Origin of the sequence: Rhizobium sp. Nf11,1 (assembly GCF_050587665.1) — a bacterium.
In the GTDB taxonomy this organism is placed as follows: Bacteria; Pseudomonadota; Alphaproteobacteria; order Rhizobiales; family Rhizobiaceae; genus Rhizobium.
Genome location: NZ_JBOBHU010000017.1, coordinates 1 through 20,394 on the forward strand (window position 1 = coordinate 1; position 20,394 = coordinate 20,394).

Annotated in this window: 19 protein-coding genes; 10 read left to right on the top strand and 9 right to left on the bottom strand. The window is 59.0% G+C overall.

What is annotated here, in order from left to right; translation table 11 throughout:
• On the top strand, nucleotides 1–456 hold a 456-nt coding region (locus ACQ7C1_RS22545; protein ID WP_430959840.1), incomplete at its 5' end, for a hypothetical protein.
• 525 nt (nucleotides 457–981) lie between these two features.
• Here the strand turns inward: ACQ7C1_RS22545 and ACQ7C1_RS22550 are convergent.
• Nucleotides 982–3,051, bottom strand: a complete 2,070-nt coding sequence (locus tag ACQ7C1_RS22550; RefSeq protein ID WP_430959841.1) for a choice-of-anchor Q domain-containing protein — start codon at nucleotides 3,049–3,051, stop codon at nucleotides 982–984.
• A 1,073-nt stretch (nucleotides 3,052–4,124) separates the two neighbouring features.
• On the opposite strand from ACQ7C1_RS22550, the gene ACQ7C1_RS22555 reads away from it, so the two are divergent.
• The gene (locus ACQ7C1_RS22555) at nucleotides 4,125–4,631 is read left to right on the top strand and encodes a hypothetical protein (protein WP_430959842.1); all 507 of its coding nucleotides are present in this window, start codon (nucleotides 4,125–4,127) and stop codon (nucleotides 4,629–4,631) included.
• Nucleotides 4,632–4,883: 252 nt separating this feature from the next.
• Here the strand turns inward: ACQ7C1_RS22555 and ACQ7C1_RS22560 are convergent, their stop codons facing one another.
• Both ACQ7C1_RS22560 and ACQ7C1_RS22565 read right to left on the bottom strand, forming a co-directional pair.
• On the bottom strand, nucleotides 4,884–5,195 hold the full coding sequence (locus ACQ7C1_RS22560) for a hypothetical protein (protein ID WP_430959843.1): 312 nt from the start codon (nucleotides 5,193–5,195) through the stop codon (nucleotides 4,884–4,886).
• 139 nt (nucleotides 5,196–5,334) lie between these two features.
• A complete protein-coding gene (locus ACQ7C1_RS22565) occupies nucleotides 5,335–5,775 on the bottom strand; it encodes a DUF3597 domain-containing protein (protein WP_430959844.1) in 441 nt (146 codons plus the stop codon).
• 489 nt (nucleotides 5,776–6,264) lie between these two features.
• Between ACQ7C1_RS22565 and ACQ7C1_RS22570 the strand changes: the two genes are divergently transcribed.
• On the top strand, nucleotides 6,265–6,903 hold the full coding sequence (locus tag ACQ7C1_RS22570; RefSeq protein ID WP_430959845.1) for a hypothetical protein: 639 nt from the start codon (nucleotides 6,265–6,267) through the stop codon (nucleotides 6,901–6,903).
• 63 nt (nucleotides 6,904–6,966) lie between these two features.
• Here the strand turns inward: ACQ7C1_RS22570 and ACQ7C1_RS22575 are convergent, their stop codons facing one another.
• The 4 genes from ACQ7C1_RS22575 to ACQ7C1_RS22590 all read right to left on the bottom strand — a co-directional run bounded on the left by ACQ7C1_RS22575 (nucleotide 6,967) and on the right by ACQ7C1_RS22590 (nucleotide 11,229).
• Nucleotides 6,967–7,740 carry an amino acid ABC transporter ATP-binding protein gene (locus tag ACQ7C1_RS22575; RefSeq protein WP_097598606.1) on the bottom strand — a complete coding sequence of 258 codons (774 nt, stop codon included), beginning with the start codon at nucleotides 7,738–7,740 and terminating at the stop codon, nucleotides 6,967–6,969.
• 19 nt (nucleotides 7,741–7,759) lie between these two features.
• Entirely contained in the window at nucleotides 7,760–8,905 is a 1,146-nt protein-coding gene (locus ACQ7C1_RS22580; RefSeq protein ID WP_430959846.1) for an amino acid ABC transporter permease, read from the bottom strand.
• A 1-nt stretch (nucleotide 8,906) separates the two neighbouring features.
• Nucleotides 8,907–10,109 carry an amino acid ABC transporter permease gene (locus ACQ7C1_RS22585; protein WP_430959847.1) on the bottom strand — a complete coding sequence of 401 codons (1,203 nt, stop codon included), beginning with the start codon at nucleotides 10,107–10,109 and terminating at the stop codon, nucleotides 8,907–8,909.
• 94 nt (nucleotides 10,110–10,203) lie between these two features.
• Entirely contained in the window at nucleotides 10,204–11,229 is a 1,026-nt protein-coding gene (locus ACQ7C1_RS22590) for an amino acid ABC transporter substrate-binding protein (RefSeq protein WP_430959848.1), read from the bottom strand.
• 348 nt (nucleotides 11,230–11,577) lie between these two features.
• Between ACQ7C1_RS22590 and ACQ7C1_RS22595 the strand changes: the two genes are divergently transcribed.
• On the top strand, nucleotides 11,578–12,768 hold the full coding sequence (locus ACQ7C1_RS22595) for a cystathionine beta-lyase (RefSeq protein ID WP_430959849.1): 1,191 nt from the start codon (nucleotides 11,578–11,580) through the stop codon (nucleotides 12,766–12,768).
• A gap of 113 nt (nucleotides 12,769–12,881) precedes the next feature.
• On the opposite strand, the gene ACQ7C1_RS22600 is transcribed toward ACQ7C1_RS22595, so the two are convergent.
• Complete coding sequence (locus tag ACQ7C1_RS22600) at nucleotides 12,882–14,063, bottom strand: FAD-dependent monooxygenase (protein WP_430959850.1); 1,182 nt, start codon at nucleotides 14,061–14,063, stop codon at nucleotides 12,882–12,884.
• A 28-nt stretch (nucleotides 14,064–14,091) separates the two neighbouring features.
• Nucleotides 14,092–14,337 (bottom strand): zinc-finger domain-containing protein, encoded by a 246-nt coding sequence (locus ACQ7C1_RS22605; RefSeq protein ID WP_011425183.1) that lies wholly within the window; start codon nucleotides 14,335–14,337, stop codon nucleotides 14,092–14,094.
• A 155-nt stretch (nucleotides 14,338–14,492) separates the two neighbouring features.
• Between ACQ7C1_RS22605 and ACQ7C1_RS22610 the strand changes: the two genes are divergently transcribed.
• The 6 genes from ACQ7C1_RS22610 to clpA all read left to right on the top strand — a co-directional run bounded on the left by ACQ7C1_RS22610 (nucleotide 14,493) and on the right by clpA (nucleotide 20,365).
• Nucleotides 14,493–15,278 (top strand): alpha/beta fold hydrolase, encoded by a 786-nt coding sequence (locus ACQ7C1_RS22610; protein WP_430959851.1) that lies wholly within the window; start codon nucleotides 14,493–14,495, stop codon nucleotides 15,276–15,278.
• A 127-nt stretch (nucleotides 15,279–15,405) separates the two neighbouring features.
• Nucleotides 15,406–16,239 (top strand): serine O-acetyltransferase, encoded by an 834-nt coding sequence (cysE, locus tag ACQ7C1_RS22615; RefSeq protein WP_430959852.1) that lies wholly within the window; start codon nucleotides 15,406–15,408, stop codon nucleotides 16,237–16,239.
• Between the two features lie 137 nt (nucleotides 16,240–16,376).
• Nucleotides 16,377–16,580, top strand: coding sequence for a DUF3126 family protein (locus ACQ7C1_RS22620; RefSeq protein ID WP_008526943.1), 204 nt, complete (start codon nucleotides 16,377–16,379; stop codon nucleotides 16,578–16,580).
• 273 nt (nucleotides 16,581–16,853) lie between these two features.
• Nucleotides 16,854–17,234: a phasin family protein gene (locus ACQ7C1_RS22625; protein WP_430959853.1), complete on the top strand. Its 381-nt coding sequence runs from the start codon at nucleotides 16,854–16,856 to the stop codon at nucleotides 17,232–17,234.
• Between the two features lie 277 nt (nucleotides 17,235–17,511).
• On the top strand, nucleotides 17,512–17,865 hold the full coding sequence (gene clpS, locus ACQ7C1_RS22630) for an ATP-dependent Clp protease adapter ClpS (protein WP_008526939.1): 354 nt from the start codon (nucleotides 17,512–17,514) through the stop codon (nucleotides 17,863–17,865).
• 10 nt (nucleotides 17,866–17,875) lie between these two features.
• Nucleotides 17,876–20,365 (top strand): ATP-dependent Clp protease ATP-binding subunit ClpA, encoded by a 2,490-nt coding sequence (gene clpA, locus ACQ7C1_RS22635; protein ID WP_430959854.1) that lies wholly within the window; start codon nucleotides 17,876–17,878, stop codon nucleotides 20,363–20,365.
• Nucleotides 20,366–20,394: the final 29 nt, after the last annotated feature.

Sequence of the window (20,394 nt, forward strand, 5' to 3'; positions counted from 1 at the left end):
TTTCAAGTGTTTGTTTTTGTTGTTTTTCTGGACGCTCACCCCTCATTGGGGAATGGTTTAGGGGCGGTATTCGGTCAAAAAAACCCCGCCGAAGCGGGGCAAGTCGTGACAACGGATCGCACAGGAGGAACCCCCGTGCTTTCCTACCGCTTTAACGAAAGAGCGATCGACCAGGTTCCGTACGGTGTTGGACCGACGGTATCGCTAATCGCACCAGTCATTGCGCTGCTTCGAGCTCCAGCTGCGAGGCAAGGCGTTAGGCTTCGGCCAACTCTTCTTGGCCGCGCGAAAAATCAGCCTCGGCTTCGACCTTCTTCTTTGATTCTGTCGGGCCTTGCCAGCGATATGGGTCAGGAACCGGCAGGCACTCCTAGGAAAATGGGATCCATGATAGAGGTGGGCAGACGTTCGTTGCAAATCAAACGGCTGACCGATTCAAGAAACTTTTTGGTGTGAATTGATGCAAATTGCCTGGCGGCATTGCCGCTTGCGGACCAGCGGAAAAGCGATCTGGCGGAGCCGCAAAGCCAACCGACCGGTCACGGGTCTCCATCATCTCGCTGACCAGTGGGCTTCGTACCGCTCTCAAGTTCATCGGAAGATCAGCAGCTTGCACACGGCCAACTGCTTCTGGAAACGGAGGATACGCGGCTGGATCGGAATTATTGTTCGAACTCATCTCGCAACACCACGAGGTGCTACTTTGAGCAACAGCAATCTTTCGTTCGACGAATGTACGGAGATCTTGGATCCGAGCGCCCGACCGCATAACCCACCACATCAACATCGTCGAGACGAATGGCAACAGCTCGCGCAAAGCCGCGCTCGGAAGGCCGGCTGACGCTGTCGAAAAATCGCAGCGCGTGGATGGGCCCCATCCACGCGCCGAAGTAGCCTGACTTTTGCGCGCCGCGTGGCGGATTTTGCTCCGCCGTTGGCACCATTGCTGCGGCGATCGGACGACCGCCGCAACGAGTATGATTACAGGAGAAAATCGCCTGCTCCCAGCTGCACGTGGCCCTGCAGCTGAATCTCGAAATCATGAACGCCGTCGCCGTTCAAATCGGCCTGGATAACGGTATGGTCGTCCTCGTAGTGCCACGCGAGCGCGCCAGCCTTCTTGTCGAACAAGGCATTCTCCTGCGCCTGGAAATGGAAGGCTGCATCGCCCTGCGCAGAGCCATTCGCATCTATCGCCGAGACGTCGATCTTATCCACGCCGTGCTGGAAGTCGCTGATGATGTCGCGGTTCCAGCCGGACCCGGTTTCCGTCGCAGTCTTGAAGGCAAAGGTATCCGAGCTGGTGCCACCGGTCATGATGTCCTTTCCGGCACCGCCAATGATGACGTCCGCGCCGGCGCCGCCGTCAAGCTTGTCCGCGCCGGCCCCGCCATTGAGAACGTTGCCGCCGTTATTGCCGCCGGCCAGCACGTCGTCGTAGCTGGAGCCGGTCACGTTTTCGATGCTGACGAGCTTGTCACCGGTGGCGTGCCCGCCCGATGCGGTCCAAGTCGCCAAGCTGACATGGACCCCCGCGTCGGAACCCGCATAGCTGGCCGTGTCGTTGCCATTACCGCCATCGAGCACGTCCGCGCCGGCACCGCCCTTCAACACGTCATTGCCGGCGAGACCCTTGAAGGTTTCGTTGCCGCCGTTGGACTGACCGGTGTGCGGCATGATGTCGTTGCCATTGGTGCCGGTATATTCCTTCGTGGTGGTCGGCGAAGTCGGTTGCGTCGGCGAAGTCGGTGAGGTTGGCGACGTCGGCGCGGTCGGCGCGGTCGGCGCGGTCGGCGTGGTCGGCGCTGTCGGCGAAGTTGGCGCTGTTGGCGAAGTCGGCGTGGTTGGCGTTCCCGATGTGGGGCTGGAGCCGGATTCGTAGGCACCCATATCGACAGTACCAACAACGCGATGGTCGCCGTCCAGATCGACGGAGCTGACGCCGTACTTGCTGGTTCCGTGGTCGATCGCCGTCGAGCCGGAGCTGAGGTGGAAGTTGTCGCTCGATGCCCCTGCGAATTTGGGGTCAACGCCGAGCTGATTGCCATTCGCCGTGCTCGGCATCGCGTTGCCGCCATCGGTTTTGACCGAGGCCTGGCCGGCTGTGCCGTTGTAGGTGATGTTGTTGGCCCAGACGACGTTCTTGTTGGTGTAGGCGTCGGTAGACGTATTATCGATCGCGGTGTTGTTCTTGTTCAGCGATGGATCCGCTACGGCGATGTTGTTGACCCAGGTGTTGTTGCTCGATGCCGAGTTGCTGAGCTCGCCACGCCAGGTGCCGCTGTTCTGCGGGTCCTGATTGTTGTGGTATGCGGTGTTGTTCGACACAGTGACGGAATCGCTCCAGGTAACCTGAATGCCTTTGCCGCCGTTCCCGTAGACGAGGTTGTTGTCGACCAGGGTCTTGAACGTGTAGTTCGGGTTACCGCTCGCCTGCGTGCTCTGGAAATCGTCGATGATGATGCCGTTGCCGTCGGTGTGCTCACCAGACTTTGTGACGTTGTCGTGCGAGATGTTATTGCGCACGATGTTCCGGTATCCGTCCGTCGAGGTATCACCGGTGATGTTCCGGTTCTGGTAGATGGAGATGCCCGAGAACCAGCCTGTCGAAGCGTTATTGTAAGTCTCGTTGCCTTCGACGTGGATGAAGTCCGACTGGTTAAACTGGATGCCCGACTCCCCGCTGCCGTGGACCTTGTTGTTGAGGATCTGGACGTGGTGGACATTGTTCGCTTCGATGCCGTCGCCTTTGGCGCCGCCGATGTCAAAGCCGTCGATTACCACGTGGTTGGCGTTGACACTGATCGCGTTCCACGAGCCCGCGGGCGGCCGGATCAGCGCCCCGCCGGGCACTTCCGAGCGGAGCGTGATGTCGCCTGCCGCCGAGCCGTCCTTATCGATGTTGATGCTCTCGTTGTATGTCCCCGGTTTCACCACGACCTCGTCGCCAGGCTTAAGGTCCGAAGCCATCGCCTCACTGATCGTGCGAAAAGGGGAGGTGGCACTGCCGTTACCGCCGCTGCTGCTCGAAGCTACGTAGTATGTTGTCATGGTTTTGTTCCTCAACTTCAGCGTTGTCTAATATTTTGTGGTTAATCATCTGTTGCGGCGGGGGTTATAGGACGACGTTTTGAAGGGCGCAACAGCTTAGAAACAGTAAGTACTTGAGAAACATAGCCATATTGCTGCCACAATATCCAGATCACTCCTAAGTTACATTTTGAAATATTTGCGGAAATCCGATTCGCCCAATTTGGGACAAACTATATATCTCGCAGACCGCGAATTATTCTTTATACAACCATTGCGACACCCACCCATTGAAAAGATTAGGAAAACCTGATGGACGTGACGGGAATCCTGCCGCCAAGGCGGGATCAACATTTTTTGTGAATTTTTCAATTTTTGGCAGCTTCGCCTTCACGATTGGGGCTAATTGAGATTGGCCGTGGCAAGGCCAACACCCTCTCCGGGGTGCTCGATTCGATCATGAGTCGCTTTCAAGACTGATTAGAGAATGGGCACACCGCTCCTCCGCCGACACATGCTGGCAGGTGAAATTCGCCTTCGAAGCGCAGGCTGTGGCGGAAGCCTATAACTCAGCGCCACGGCATCGAATGCGTATGATCGCGCCGAAAGACACTCCTCAGCTGGTGGCATATCCTGAACAATCCTGAACTCGAACCCCGCCGATTTAGAGAGCGGAGGCAGGGCGATTCATCCATAGTTCGGGGTCCAATCGCCAGATTATAAGGGAAATTTGTTCGGACTCCTCATCTGGCTTGGAGGCGGCTGGTCCCATTTGGGCGCGGGTCCTTCGGCGGCACATCGAGCGTCATGGCGAATGTTCAGACGCTCTCGGCCTCGCAGTTGTTCTATAGGGAGAGAAATATTGCTCTTCTTCGTGGCTGGTCTTTCCGATACCGGAGCCATGACGGTTTCGGTTGGCTGACATGTCGTCACGAAGGCGGCAAGCAGTTCTATGGAGATCATCTTTGATACATCGCGGACGCGAATAATATTATCCAAGACTGTCCAGTAATCGTCGCCACAGGTCTATTTCATGTTGTGTGACGCAGCCAAGACAAAGACAGAAATTCTGCGGATGTCGCCGAAAAGTTGAAATGTCGCAGAATTATATTGTTTCAACCTGCGCCAAGCTCTTCCTAGCCACAATAGGTGGGATGCTGCCGCCGAAAACCGCGTGTACCCTTCCTGTCAATTCTTGGGGAGCGAGAATGGGAACGATTTGTTTGAGCATCGGCGCCGCTGCATTTCTATATGCAATGAATGCCTACGCCGTTGATCTTCCTGCGGGGGCCAAAAAGGCTACAATGGACGAGTTCAAAGCTTTTGCAGACGGCAAGCCTGTGAAAGTAGAAATTCTCGATCTGGAAAAGCCTGTGTCCGCCGAACTCGTTTGGAGTTGGAAGAAGGGCACCATTACCGGTAAAGCCGATGTCGGCGGCAAAACGATCGACGTGAAAACGAAACTCACATTCAAGGGCGATAAGGCCTGTTCTGCCGGCAAAGGCGAAAAGCCAAGCTGCCACGTTATCTATATCGACGGCGACAAATTCTACGAAGTTCGAGATGACATGAAGGTGCACGCAGTTTCGACGGTCGATTGAGGTTCGCAGTCCATCCCGCAGCTCCCGACCTCCGCACTTATGGAGCTCGATGCGATCCCGCTGCTCCCGTTGCCCTGAAAGCCGCGCTGCAGCTTCCATCATCCCTGTGGTAATTGCCGGACGGCAAGGGCCGGCCATCCGACAGCGGCCAAAGCCGATATGCGGTCTCCGTCGACAAGCCACGCCGATACAGCCGGGCCTGTGTTCCTGACTTTTGAAGTCCTATGGGAGACTAGAACCGTTCGGCTCTTCTCAGCGATCCAGGAAATGATCGAAGTAAATCTTGGGGATGGGGTAAGCGTAGACGCCTCGATCGACAAAGCCGCGCCTGTAGAGGCAATTTCTGAGCGCCGCGTTATAGTGCAGGCTCTGCGGATCCGGCGACCCGCGTCGCCACGAGCCTGCCTCCGGTACGCACCACTGAAGAGCCTTGTCGTATCGAGAGAGGAGGACAGGGTCTGTGTCGACCTGTACGCCGCTGTAGGATTGATAGTTAGAAGGAGATTCTGCGGCTGATATACAGCCGAAGCTAAGCACAAGACCAACAACTGCCATCAATCGCATTGGATTAAGCGCTCCCCAGATCGATTTTCGAAGTCATCTGCCGGAACGTTATTGATTCCAGCGCCTGTGGGCAAGGGGTTGGAAGGTGCCGGGATGGCTGCCGCCGCAGAATGGCGGCAGCTTTTGTCAGCAACCGAGATTAATCGAGGAGATCGGCCGGCACCTTGCCGCCATTTTCTGAAAGCCGCTTCATCAGCGCCTTGTGCAGCCACATGTTCATTTTCGCGGAATCGTTGGTATCGCCGGTATAACCGAGTTCGGCGGCGAGTTCCTTGCGCTCAGTCAAACTGGCATCCATCCCGACTGCCTTCATCAGGTCGACGATCGAATGGCGCCAATCGAGTTTCTGGCCGCTCTTCTTCACAGCCGCGTCGAGGATCGGAACAATATCGACTGTCGCTGTCGCCGGGGCCGGGGCCGGCTTAGTTTGCGCAGGAGAGGATGCAGGCGTCGGACTGGGGGCTGACGGGTGTGAGACGGGAGCCTGGGCTGGCGCTGTCTTTGCTGCGCCGTTGGCGACAGGTTCGGCTGCTTTTGCTTCTCCAAAGATTGCATGTTTGATCTTGTCGAAAATGCCCATTCTTGAACCTCCGGCTTCGTAAAATAGGAACATGCTGAACATGGAGGCCGGGCCGGGCATATCCAGACGAACGAAGATCTTTTTTGCTCCTGCACTAGAGCAGCGAGAAACCGGAGCAGGCGCTGCGAGGGCGATCGAGTTGGCCGGCCGCCGTGTCGACAGCTGCAACTAAGCAGCCACTTATGATTACTGCGTACTCCTTTGGAATTTAGATACAGCGGCTAAATTGGGGGGAAATTCTCGCTCACGCCTGTTTTTGGCACAGTAGCTTTCGTAACGCTTACTCAGTGATAACTACGCGCCGTCATTCTCGGCCGCCGCGCAGGTTCATGACGGGCTGGAATGAAACCTTGGCAAGTCATTCACGTTGGTTGGCATGGATGTCCGGGGTACTCGGCGTCCAATCGATCGAAGGCACGCGCGTTCCTCGATTTTCGCAGGTCGGACGAACCGTCCGGCATATGAAAACGGAGGAAGATGATGACTCAAATGCACAGTAGACTGCCAATTGCCCTGTTCGCATCCGCCTGCGCCGTTCTTGCCATGCCGGCAGACCATGCACACGCGACTGACATTGGCGTGTCGGTAAATGCAGGCAATGCCACCAGCGCCGATGCCGGAGCTTCGCTTGGCCGCGGAAACGGGGTTGATGCGACGGCCGACGCATCCATAGGCGGCTCGAACGGCGTTGACGCAAATGCGTCCGCCAGTGCTCAAGGCCGCGGCGGTATCGATGCCAATGTCAATGCCATTGTCGGGAGCAGTGATGGTCTCGCGACTGGCGCTAATGCCAGGCTCGGCGGCGATAGCGGCGTCAATGCCGATATCAACGCCCGGACTGCCGGCTCCCGGGACGTCGATGACAAGGCCACGGCTTCCATTGGCGGTAGTAGCGGAGCAGGCACCAAGCTTGCCATTGGCGACGCGAACGACAGGGGCGGGACGGCAGCTGCTCGTAGCGGCACCCTCAGTGCATCGCAGGTTCGCACGATTGCGGCGTTTCGAGAGAGACCCGTGGACGAGCAACACAAGATGCTTGTCCGTTGCGCCGATATCTCCGCCGCCGGCAGCGGCGATGCCGGTCTTGCCGGTCTCTGCAGTCTGTTGCAGGCATCAGTCTCCCACTGAACGTGAAAGACCCGCCGGTGCGGAAGGCACGGCGGGTCTTTTCGCGAACTAGGCTTCTCGGACTTAGTGCAGGATCTGGCTGAGGAACAGTTTGGTGCGCTCGTGTTGCGGGTTGTCGAAGAACTCGGCCGGTGAGTTCTGCTCGACGATCTGGCCCTGATCCATGAAGATGACGCGGTTGGCGACCTGGCGGGCAAAGCCCATTTCGTGGGTGACGCAGAGCATGGTCATGCCTTCCTCGGCGAGACCCACCATCGTGTCGAGCACTTCCTTGATCATTTCGGGATCGAGTGCCGAAGTCGGCTCGTCGAACAGCATGATCTTCGGGTTCATGCAGAGCGACCGGGCGATCGCCACGCGCTGCTGCTGGCCGCCGGAAAGCTGACCCGGATATTTGTTGGCCTGTTCCGGGATCTTGACCCGCTTCAGGAAATGCATGGCGATTTCTTCAGCTTGCTTCTTCGGCATCTTGCGCACCCAGATCGGCGCCAGCGTGCAGTTTTCGAGGATCGTCAGGTGCGGGAAGAGGTTGAAGTGCTGGAATACCATGCCCACCTCGCGGCGCACCTCGTCGATCTTCTTCAGATCGTTGGTGAGCTCGGTGCCGTCGACGATGATCTGGCCCTTCTGGTGCTCTTCAAGACGGTTGATGCAGCGGATCATCGTCGATTTGCCCGAGCCGGAGGGGCCGGCGATGACGATGCGTTCGCCGCGCATGACCTTCAGATTGATGTCGCGCAGCACGTGGAAATCGCCGTACCACTTGTTCATGTTGACGATTTCGATCGCCACTTCCGTTGCGGAAACGGTGAGCTTCTTAGCTGGAGCTTCAGCCATATTGTTTTTCCCTCATTTCTTATCGTTTGTGGCCGGTGTCGAGGTGACGTTCGATGAATGCTGAATAGCGCGACATGCCGAAGCAGAAAAGCCAAAAGGCGAAGCCGGCGAATATCAACCCCGTTAGTGGCGTTACTGCGGTCGCCCAGTTCGGATCGACGAAGTTGAGGCGAACGATGCCGAGCAGGTCGAACATGCTGATGATCGACACCAGCGAGGTGTCCTTGAACATGCCGATGAAGGTGTTGACGATGCCAGGGATCACCAGCTTGATTGCCTGCGGCATGATGACCAATCGCATCTTCTGCCAGTAGCCCAACCCTAGAGAATCCGCCCCCTCGAACTGGCCTTTGGGAATAGCCTGAAGGCCGCCACGAATGACTTCCGCCATATAGGCGGAAGCGAAGATCGATACGCCGATGATCGCGCGCAAGAGCTTGTCCACCGTCCAGCCGGCCGGCAGGAAAAGCGGCAGCATGACGCTCGCCATGAACAGGACCGTAATCAGCGGCACGCCGCGGACCACTTCGATGAAAACGACGCTGAACGTGCGGATGACCGGCATCCGCGAGCGCCTTCCGAGCGCCAGGATGATGCCGAGCGGGAAGGAGACCGCGATGCCGACAAAAGAGAGCACCAGCGTCACCAGCAGCCCGCCCCAGAGTGGCGTCTCGACGATTTCCAGGCCAAATCCGCCGTAAAGCAGAAAGAAGGAAATGATCGGCAGCACGCCGAACAGCAGCAGGGCGTTGACCCCCTTGCGCGGTGCCGAAGGAATGAGCATCGGCACCAACAGGAGTACGAAAAGAATGCCGACCAGGGTCGGGCGCCAGCGCTCGTCGAGCGGATAACGCCCAAAGATGAATTGGTCGAATTTGGCGTTGACGAAGGCCCAGCATGCACCGCTCCAGCCATCCGGCTGAATGCCGCCCTGTACGGCAGTGGCGCAGAAGGTGCGGTCAGGGCCGCTCCAAACCGCCTGCACGAAGAGCCAGTCGAGCGCGTGCAGGAGGGCCCAAACGACAAAGACCAGCGCTAGGATGGTAAGGACGATGTCCTTCGGCGTCGCAAGGAGGTTGCGGCGAATCCAAGCGAGAGGGCCCTTCTCTGCTGAGGGCGGCGGCTCCGGCGCCAGTATGGCGGTTCTGACGAAAGCGTTGCTCATCTTACCTCTCCACCAGCGCCATTTTGGCATTGAACCAGTTCATCAACAGCGAGGTCACGACACTGAGGCTGAGGTAAATGACCATCCAGATGAGGATCACCTCGACAGCCTGACCGGTCTGGTTCAGCGTTGTGCTGCCGACGGCGACGAGATCGGCAAAACCGATGGCGATCGCCAGCGATGAGTTCTTGGTGAGATTGAGGTACTGACTGCTCAGCGGCGGAATGATGATGCGGAAGGCCTGCGGAATGACGACCAGCCGGGTGATCGACGAGGGGTGAAGCCCGAGTGCGCCTGCAGCTTCCGTCTGTCCCTTCGGCACGCCGCGAATGCCTGCGCGCACGATCTCGGCTATGAAGGCAGCGGTGTAGAAGGAAAGTGCCAGGAAGAGCGACATGAACTCCGGCCCGACAACGGAACCCCCGGTGAGGTTGAACTTGCCTGCGATCGGATAGTCGAAGGAAAGTGGCGCGCCTGCGACTAGGAAGGCGATAAGCGGCAGGCCGATCAGCAGGCCGATCGAAGCCCAGATCGTATGGAACTGCTGACCCGTCGCGGCCTGCCGGCGATGCGCCCATCGGACCGTGGCGACGACCGCGATAATCGCGACGACGAAGGCGACGCCGACGAGCCAGAAAGTCTCTCCGAAAATCGGCTTGGGAAAGGAAAGGCCACGGTTGTTCAGATAGGCCCCGAGCGGCAGATGCAGTGACTCGCGTGCATTCGGCAGAACCGCCAGAACGCCCGAATACCAGAAAAAGATGACAAGCAGCGGCGGAATATTGCGGAAGACTTCGACATAAACTGTGCACAGCTTGGCAATCAGCCAGTTCCTCGACAGGCGGCCGATGCCAATGATGAAGCCGATGATGGTGGCGGTGATGATGCCGGTAACGGCGATCAGGATCGTATTCAGAAGGCCGACAACCAGCGCACGGCCGTAGGTCGAATCGCTCGAATAGGCGATCAGCGACTGACCGACCTCGAAGCCGGCACGGCCGTTCAGAAAGCCGAAGCCCGACGCGATGTTGGCGCGCGCCAGATTGACGGCAGTGTTGTGCGCAACCCACCAGACGAAGACGACCAGCAGGACGATGGTGAGAACCTGGAAGAAAATGCCCCGAATTGTCGGGTCGTAGAGCGCGGACTGAAAGCTCCAGCCGCCTCTGGATAAACGTGTTGAATCCAAAGCCTGGTGCGTCATGCTTGGCCAATTCCCCATTGCGCTCCTTTTCGGAGCTTTTTTATTGGAGGAGGAAAGGCGGTCGCCCGCCTTTCCGTCTTCATGCTGATGCCGCTCAGCGAACCGGCGGAGCGTACTGAATGCCGCCCTTGTTCCACAGGGCGTTGAGGCCGCGCGCGATCTTGAGCGGGCTGCCCTGGCCGATATTGCGCTCGAAGACTTCGCCGTAATTGCCGACGTTCTTGACGATGTTGTAAGCCCAGTCGTTGGTCAGGCCGAGATCGGTGCCGATCTTGGTATCCGCCTCGACGCCGAGGAAGCGCTTGATGTCAGGATTCGGCGAGTTCTTCATCTCGTCGACATTGGCCTGGGTGATGCCGAATTCTTCAGCATTGATCATGGCATAGCCGACCCAGCTGACGATATCGAACCACTGGTCGTCACCCTGACGAACAGCTGGGGCGAGCGGTTCCTTGGAGATGATTTCCGGCAGGATCGCGTGTTCGTCCGGGTTCTTCAGCGTCAGGCGCAGCGAATAGAGACCGGACTGGTCGGTGGTGTAGACGTCACAACGGCCGGCATCATAGGCGGCATTGACCTCGTCCAGCTTCTCAAAGACGACCGGATTGTACTGGAGATTGTTCGCCTTGAAATAGTCGGCCAGATTGAGTTCGGTGGTCGTGCCCGACTGAACGCACACGGACGCGCCGGAGAGTTCGAGCGCCGACTTCACGTTGAGGCTCTTGCGCACCATGAAGCCTTGGCCGTCATAATAATTGACGAAACGGAAGTTCAGGCCGAGTGCCGTATCGCGGTTGATCGACCAGGTCGTATTGCGGGCGAGCACGTCGATTTCGCCGGACTGAAGCGCAGGGAAGCGATTGGCGGCGCTGAGCGGGGTGAACTTCACCTTGGTGGGGTCGCCGAACACGGCCGAAGCGACGGCCTTGCAGAAATCGACGTCGAAGCCCGCCCAATTGCCGGAAGCGTCAGGCGCGGCAAAGCCAGCGAGCCCGGTGTTGACGCCGCACTGAATGAAACCCTTTGCCTTTACGTCACCGAGAGTCGTGGCCGAAGCAGCCGAAGCGCCAAGAGCGAAAACTGCTGCGCCAATCGCGGCGGACAGAAGCTTGTTCTTCATTTTTTTCCCAACCTTTTCCGTTGTATTATCTTTTCTTGTGGGGCGTTCCGGCGGAAAACTCTGCCACCCCCATCGTCTCGACACCCTCCCGGCGCGAGTACCCTATCACAGTCGCAAATGTCACTATGGTCAAGTGTCGCCATGCATAATTGCGGCAAAATTCGGAATTTTGCCGCATTGCGCCGCATTCGAAGGCGGTTGGCTAGGAAATGAGCGCCCGCTTGCGGAAAAATAACGCTAATTTGAAAAACCGAGGCGACAGTTGTCCCCCTGGTCAAGGGGTTGACCGGATCGGGCGAGGCGTCCAAAAGTCTGGCTTTGCGCCCCTCGCCAAAGGCTATTTCCGACATGAAAGACAAAGACAGCTTGCTGCAGACCGCCGGCATCAATACCCGCCTGACCCATATCGGCAACGACCCCTTCGATTATCACGGCTTCGTCAATCCGCCGGTCGTGCATGCCTCGACGGTCCTGTTTCCGAACGCGGCGACCATGGACACGCGCTCGCAGAAATATACCTATGGAACCCGCGGCACACCGACGACGGATGCGCTCTGCGAGGCGATCGATGCGCTCGAAGGTTCGGCCGGCACGATCCTCGTCCCCTCGGGGCTGGCAGCCGTCACCATTCCGTTCCTCGGGTTTGTCGCCGCCGGCGATCACGCACTTATCGTCGACTCGGTTTATGGCCCGACGCGCTATTTCTGCGATACGATGCTGAAGCGCCTCGGCGTCGAGGTGGAATATTACGATCCGGCGATCGGCGCCGGCATCGAGACGCTGTTCCGGCCGAACACCAGGCTCGTCCATACCGAGGCTCCCGGTTCCAATACCTTCGAAATGCAAGATATTCCGGCGATCGCGGCGGTCGCCCATCGCCGTGGCGCCGTCGTCATGATGGACAACACCTGGGCGACGCCCCTCTATTTCCGGCCGCTCGATCACGGCGTCGATATCTCCATCCATGCGGCGACAAAATATCCTTCCGGCCATTCCGATATCCTGCTCGGTACGGTATCGGCCAATGCGGAGCACTGGGAGCGGCTGAAGGAGGCGAACGGCGCCCTTGGCATCTGTGGCGCACCCGACGATGCCTATCAGATCCTGCGCGGATTGCGCAGCATGGGCCTGCGCCTCGAGCGCCATTATGAAAGCGCACTCGATATCGCGGAATGGCTGGAGGGGAGGGAGGATGTCGCCCGCGTGCTGCATCCGGCTTTGCCGAGTTTCCCCTCCCACAATATCTGGAAGCGCGATTTTACGGGCGCCAGCGGCATCTTTTCCTTCGTGCTTGCCGCGGGGAGCCCCGAGAAATTCAAGGCGAAGGCCCACGCCTTCCTCGACGCGCTGAGGATTTTCGGTCTCGGCTATTCCTGGGGCGGCTTTGAAAGCCTCGCGCTGCACGCCAATCTGAACGACCGCAAGGTCGCCAAGGCGCCGAAGGAGGGTCCGGTTATCCGCCTGCAGATCGGCCTTGAAGACGTGGCCGACCTCAAGACCGATATTGAACGGGGTTTTGCGGCGGCAAGCGCCGTCTGAGCCGTTGCGGCTAACGCATGCCGCGCAAAAGGATGCAGCGGTTTTGCGGCAACGACATGCGTAAAGCAAACACCTAAAGCGCAAGGAGCGAATCTGAAAGATCGTGACGCGCTTTAGGTGCTGCGGCCGCTTGCCGAGCCTAACAGCGTGCCCTCAGCCCGGTAGCCGTAGATCCAGTCGAGATCGGCCGCCAGGCTTTGCGGCGGCTTCAGGCCGAGCACCAGATCGCGGCCTACCCGGATCGGGCCCTTCGCATGATAGGCAAATTTGTTGAAGGCGCCGCGCTGGCGAAGCTTTGCAATGCGCGGCGCGCGATGCCTTTCAAAGAGCGTCAGCGCTTCCGCCACGGGACGATTGGCGAGAAACGCGGCAAGTTCGTAGGCGTCTTCGACCGCCATGGCCGCTCCCTGGGCGGCAAAGGGCATCATCGCATGCGCGGCGTCGCCGATCAGAACCGTCCTGCGGCCGTCCTGCCACGCGCCCGGGGTGGTTTCGAAGAGCGGCCAGAACGTCAGCTTCGGCTGTTTTTCCAGCAGCGACGTAATCGCGCTGTTCCAGCCGGAAAGCTGCGCCCGGAGCCGAGCGCGCTGCTCTGCGGTCGGCTCGTTTCGCCAGGCCTGCAGCGAGACATTGCCGGCGGTGATCGCCACCATGTTGATGCTGCCGATCTCTTTCAGCGGATAGCAGACAAGATGGGCCGATCCGCCGAGGAAAGCCGAAACGCTTGTCCGGTCGAGAAAACCTGGCGCCTGGTCTTCGGGAATGGTGAAGCGGTAGGCGATATTGCCGGAAAAACGCGGCGAGCGGCTGACGGGAACGGATTGCCGGAGCTTCGACCAAACGCCGTCCGCCCCGATGACGACATCGGCAGCGCGCTCGACAGGCGGCGAATTCGATTCCACTCGCACACCAAGATGAAGCCGGCAGAGCGGATCAGCTTCGACCGCCGTCAGAAGCGCATTCTGCAATGTGGCGCGGTGCAGGACCCCGTAGGGTGCGCCCCAGCGCTGGCGCGCGAATTTGCCGGCCGGCACGGCCGCGAGCTGGCGCAGCGAACCGCCTGACATCAGCCGGATCGCTTCCGGTTCGAGCCAGACTTTTGAAAGTCCCTCGACGACGCTGAGTTCTGCCAGGATGCGGGAGGCGTTCGGCGAAACCTGCAAGCCGGCGCCAACTGCGACGAGTTCATCCGCCTGCTCGAAAATCTCCGAGCTGATGCCCCGCCGCGAAAGCGCAAGCGCAGCTGTCAGCCCGGCAATGCCGGCGCCGATGATGGCGGCATGTTCGACCGGCATTGTCAGTCCGATCCGGATTCTGGACGGTTTACGCCGCCTTCACGTGGAAAACGCAGCCGGCCGGATTGGTCTGGCTCGGCTTGAGAGACGCATTATAACGGTAAAGCGTCGAGCAATAGGAGCAGACCTTCTCGTTGTCGTCGCCCATGTCGATGAAGATATGCGGATGGTCGAAAGGAACCGAAGCGCCGGTGCACATGAATTCCTTGACGCCGACTTCGATGACGCGATGACCGCCGTCGTTCTGGAAGTGGGGAATGTTGTGGCCGGCCATGTCGCTCTCCGAATGCTTTGAAAGTGCGCGAACCTTATAAGCCTTCGTGTCAAATGTGTAGAGCCAAAGCGCCGCGCCGGGCACAGTTTTTACCCACAATTTTGGCTTCCCGCCGAGAGGCGGCTCGACTATGGTCGCGCCAAAAGGAAGGCCCGATGAACCTGAATACACCCGCATTTTCAAGCTTCACTCATGATGGATTGAAGATCGTCTTTTTCGACGAGGGCGACCCCTCCGGCGTGCCTGTCCTGTTGATCCATGGCTTTGCTTCGACGGCAAGCGTCAACTGGGTGCATCCGGGCTGGCTGAAGACGCTGGGCGTTGCGGGCTACCGGGTGATCGCCATCGACAATCGCGGCCATGGCGCAAGCGACAAGCCGCACGATGCCGAAGCCTATCGCCCCTGGGTCATGGCCGGCGATGCGATCGCCTTGCTCGATCATCTCGGCATCCCTGAGGCGAATCTCATGGGCTATTCGATGGGGGCGCGCATTTCTGTATTTGCAGCACTTGCCAATCCGCATCGCGTCCGCTCGCTGGTGCTCGGCGGCCTCGGCATCGGCATGACCGATGGGGTCGGCGACTGGGATCCGATCGCCGATGCGCTGCTGGCTCCGTCGCTGGAGGTCGTGACGCATGACCGCGGCCGCATGTTCCGCGCCTTCGCCGAACAGACGAAAAGCGACCGCACTGCGCTAGCCGCCTGCATCCGCGGCTCGCGCGACCTTGTCGCTCGCTCCGATATGGGCAAGCTCGACATGCCGACCCTGATCGGCGTCGGCACCAAGGACGATATCGCCGGCTCGCCGCAGGAGTTGGCTGCCCTGATGCCCGAGGCCGAAGCGCTCGATATTCCCGGCCGCGATCACATGCTCGCCGTCGGCGATAAGGTTTTCAAGCAGGCGGTGCTGGCCTTCTACGCAAGGGTTGCCGAGGGGTGACATCATCGTGATGCCGAAAAACCATGCTAAAAAACCATGGTGACGGCACCCATTTATGTTATTGGCGTTTTCCACTATATATGGGCATTCCGAAACGGCATTCCGGCTGGCAACGAGGAGAGCGGCGATGGTCGCCAAGACAGATATCCGTGCTTTTGAGACTGGCCATCCGCTGAAGGTGATGGATCCCATCTGGGACAGCCTGCGCGAGGAAGCACGGATCGCGGCCGAAAAGGATCCGGTTCTCGCGGCCTTCCTCTATTCGACGGTGATCAATTATCATTCGCTTGAGGAATGCGTCATCCACCGCATCTGCGAACGTCTCGACCATCCGGATATGCAGGCGAACCTGCTGCGTCAGACCTTCGAGGAAATGCTGCTCGACTGGCCGGAGTGGAGCTCCATTCTTCGCGTCGACATCCAGGCCATCTACGACCGCGATCCCGCCTGCCTGCGCTTCATGGAGGCGGTGCTTTATTTCAAAGGTTTCCATGCGCTGCAGACGCATCGTCTCGCCCATTGGCTGTTGAATCGTGGCCGGCGTGATTTCGCGCTCTATCTGCAGAGCCGATCCTCCAGCGTCTTCCAGACCGACATCAATCCGGCTGCGCGTATTGGCAAGGGCATCTTCCTCGATCACGCCACCGGCCTCGTCGTCGGCGAGACGGCCGCCATCGGCGACAATGTCTCGATCCTGCACGGCGTGACGCTCGGCGGCACCGGCAAGGAGGGCGCCGATCGCCACCCGAAGATCGGCAGCGGCGTCATGATCGGCGCCGGTGCGAAGATCCTCGGCAATATCGAGATCGGCTATTGCTCGCGCGTCGCCGCCGGCTCTGTGGTCCTGAAGGCGGTGCCCCCCAAGAAGACGGTCGCAGGCGTGCCGGCCAAGGTTGTGGGCGAGGCCGGTTGTTCAGAGCCGTCGCGCAATATGGATCAGGTAATCGGCGCCGATATCTGAGTGTCGGCGCTGGAGAGACAGAATAAGCGACGGAACCTGAGCGGGGACAGTCATCGCCAAGCGGCGACACCGCCTTTACACCGCTGCTTTTCCTGTGCAAGAAGCGGCCAATCAAGGCCGCTTACGGAGATGACAGAGTGAAGCCAGAAGAAATCAAGAAGCTCGACGCCTACTTCAAACGTACGCTCAACCCGCAGATCGTCGTCAAGGCGCGTCCGCGCAAGAATGATTCTGCGGAAGTCTATCTCGGCGAAGAATTTCTGGGCGTGGTCTATGTCGATGACGAGGACGGCGACCGCTCCTACAACTTTTCGATGGCGATCCTCGACGTCGATCTTTGATCGCGCATGAGAGCTTGAAGTGGACCGGGCGGCGACATCCGCCCGGTCTTTTTTCTTTTTTCTCCTGACGACTCGAATTTTTTTTAAAACGTCTGGTTGTGGCGATGTGACATATATTAGCAAAAACCGTTAAAGAGGTACGTTCACCGGCGCGCTCGCTTTGTCTTATTGCTGTAACGCAACCTTGAGATGTTTTGCGTCGCACAAGACTACTTGACTATTTGTGCGTTGCGGCTACCCTGCCGCCATCCAACAGCCCAACGGAGGACGGCCATGTTCAACTTTGACGAAGCCAACAAAAAGAGCAAGGAAGCCGTCGACACGGCGCTGAGAACCTATTCCGAGACGACCAGGGGCTTTCAGGCGATCGCCGCGGAAGCCGCTGAATATTCGAAAAAGTCCTTTCAGGATGCCGTAACGCATTTTGAAACCTTGGCAGGCGTCAGGAGCTTCGAGGCCGCTTTCGAACTGCAGACCAGCTACGTCAAGTCGGCCTATGAGAGCTTCGTCTCCGAAACGACCAAGCTCGGCGAAATGTATGCCGATCTCGCCAAATCCGCCTACAAGCCCTATGAGGCGCCGATCGCTGCTGCTGCCGCTGGCGTAGTCAAGTCGCCGAAATCGCCGCAGCCGGCGACCCCCGCTGCCGCCTGAAGCAACGTCAAAAGCGCAACCTGCGCTACATATTGAAAAATAAAGACTGGCTACGCACCTGTAGCCGGTCTTTTTTGTTTCCACTTTCATTGCTGCGTCCGCATGCGGACCGTCCGGGGACTTTTTGGGTCTTTCCCGTGCATGCCGGCATTTCTTGATTGCAGTGTCTGACAGGGGGCTTAAAATCGGCCCATTATGAACTAAGTTAGTGTTTCAGATATTCGGCGGGAAAAGCACCCTCCCATGCTCCGCCGGATTGATCGAGGAATGAATGACAATGATCGCAAAGCCGATCCGGATGCAGAACGACAGCGAAAGGAACGGGGACAACGGAAATCGCGGAACCTCGGTCATCACGCGCACCAAGCCGAAGACCAAGAAGCCCAACCTCTATCGCGTGCTGCTTTTGAATGACGATTATACGCCCATGGAATTCGTCATTCATATTCTGGAGCGTTTTTTTCAGAAGGACCGTGAAAGTGCCACCCGCATCATGCTCCATGTCCACAATCACGGCGTCGGCGAGTGCGGAATATTCACATACGAGGTAGCGGAAACGAAGGTCAGCCAGGTGATGGACTTCGCCCGGCAGCACCAGCATCCGCTGCAATGCGTCATGGAAAAGAAGTGAGGATCTGAACGTGCCAACATTTTCGCCTAGTTTAGAGAAGGCGCTCCATCAGGCACTGACCTTTGCCAACGAGCGGCATCATGAATATGCGACGCTCGAGCATCTGCTGCTCGCCCTGATCGACGATGCCGATGCGGCCGCGGTTATGGGCGCCTGCAATGTCGATCTCGACGCGCTGCGCAAGACGCTCGTCGAATATGTCGATAACGAACTTTCCAATCTGATCACCGGTTACGACGAGGATTCCAAGCCGACCTCCGGCTTCCAGCGCGTCATCCAGCGTGCCGTCATCCACGTGCAGTCATCCGGCCGCGAAGAAGTGACCGGCGCAAACGTGCTCGTCGCGATCTTCGCCGAGCGTGAAAGCCATGCCGCCTATTTCCTGCAGGAGCAGGAGATGACCCGCTACGATGCCGTCAACTACATCTCCCACGGCATCGGCAAGCGGCCGGGCGCGTCGGAGACCCGTACTCCGCGCGGCGCCGAAGAGGAGGCCGAGAGCAAGCCGACGGCACGCGGCGGCGAGGAAGAGGGCGGCCCCAAGAAGCAGCAGGATGCGCTCAAAGCCTATTGTGTCAATCTCAACGAGAAGGCCAAGGGCGGTAAGATCGACCCGCTGATCGGCCGTCATGCCGAGGTCAGCCGCACCATCCAGATCCTGTGCCGCCGTTCGAAGAATAATCCGCTCTATGTCGGTGATCCCGGCGTCGGCAAGACGGCGATCGCCGAAGGTCTGGCCAAGCGCATCGTCGAAGGCAAGGTGCCCGAGGCGCTCGCCGATGCGACGATCTTCTCGCTCGACATGGGCACGCTGCTTGCCGGCACGCGCTACCGCGGCGACTTCGAGGAACGGCTGAAGCAGGTCGTCAAGGAGCTGGAAGAATATCCGGGCGCCGTCCTCTTCATCGACGAAATCCATACGGTGATCGGTGCCGGCGCCACCTCGGGCGGGGCGATGGATGCATCGAACCTGCTGAAGCCGGCCCTGTCATCGGGCGCGATCCGCTGCATCGGTTCGACCACATATAAGGAATACCGCCAGTTCTTCGAGAAGGACCGGGCTCTGGTCCGTCGTTTCCAGAAGATCGACGTCAGCGAACCGTCGATCAATGATGCGATCGAGATCATGAAGGGGCTGAAGCCCTATTTCGAAGAATATCATCATCTGCGTTATTCGAACGACGCCATCAAGTCGGCCGTCGAGCTTTCGGCCCGCTACATCTCCGACCGCAAGCTGCCGGACAAGGCGATCGACGTGATCGACGAAACGGGTGCGGCCCAGATGCTGCTGCCGCCGTCGAAGCGCCGCAAGCTGATCACCGAGAAGGAGATCGAGGCGACGATCGCCACGATGGCCCGCATTCCGCCGAAGACCGTCTCCAAGGACGACGAGGCCGTGCTTGCCAATCTCGAGCAGGAACTGCGTTCGGTGGTCTACGGACAGGACATCGCGATCGAAGCGCTTTCGACATCGATCAAGCTGGCGCGTGCCGGTCTTCGCGAGCCGAACAAGCCGATCGGCGCCTATGTCTTCTCCGGTCCGACCGGCGTCGGCAAGACCGAGGTGGCAAAGCAACTGGCAGCGTCGCTCGGCGTCGAACTCCTGCGCTTCGACATGTCGGAATATATGGAGCGGCATACGGTCTCGCGTCTGCTCGGCGCACCTCCCGGCTATGTCGGCTTCGACCAGGGTGGCCTTTTGACCGATGGCGTCGACCAGCATCCGCATTGCGTGGTCCTGCTCGATGAAATCGAGAAGGCGCATCCGGATATCTACAATATCCTGCTGCAGGTCATGGACCACGGCACGCTGACCGACCACAACGGCAAGAAGATCGACTTCCGCAACGTCATCCTGATCATGACGACCAATGCGGGCGCCTCCGAAATGGCCAAGGCGGCGATTGGCTTCGGCTCGTCAAAGCGCACCGGCGAAGACGAGGAGGCGCTGACCCGTCTCTTCACGCCGGAATTCCGCAATCGTCTCGACGCGATCATTCCCTTCGCGGCGCTGCCGACGGCTGTCATCCACAAGGTCGTGCAGAAGTTCATCATGCAGCTGGAGGCCCAGCTTTCCGAAAGGAACGTCACCTTCGACCTGCACGAGGACGCGATCGCCTGGCTGGCCGAAAAGGGCTACGACGAGAAGATGGGTGCGCGCCCGCTTGCCCGTGTGATCCAGGACACGATCAAGAAGCCGCTCGCCAACGAAATCCTCTTCGGCAAGCTGAAGAAGGGCGGCGTCGTCAACGTCACCGTCGGCCCGAAGGAAGACGGCAAGCCCGGCATCCTGCTCGAGGCCATTCCGGATACAGCGCCGATCAAGCCGAAGCCGGAAGCCGAGGTCGCCCACCCCGAAGCCGACGAAGACGGAGATGGCGAGCTGAAGACCAAGGCAGCGCCCAAGACCCGCGCCAAGACCGTGCCGCAGGCCGAGCCAGAGGTTCGCGACGCTCCGAAGAAGGGAAGCACGGTTCCGAAGGTTCCGCGTAAGAAGTGAGCTTTCGTAACAGAATGGAAAAGGCCGCG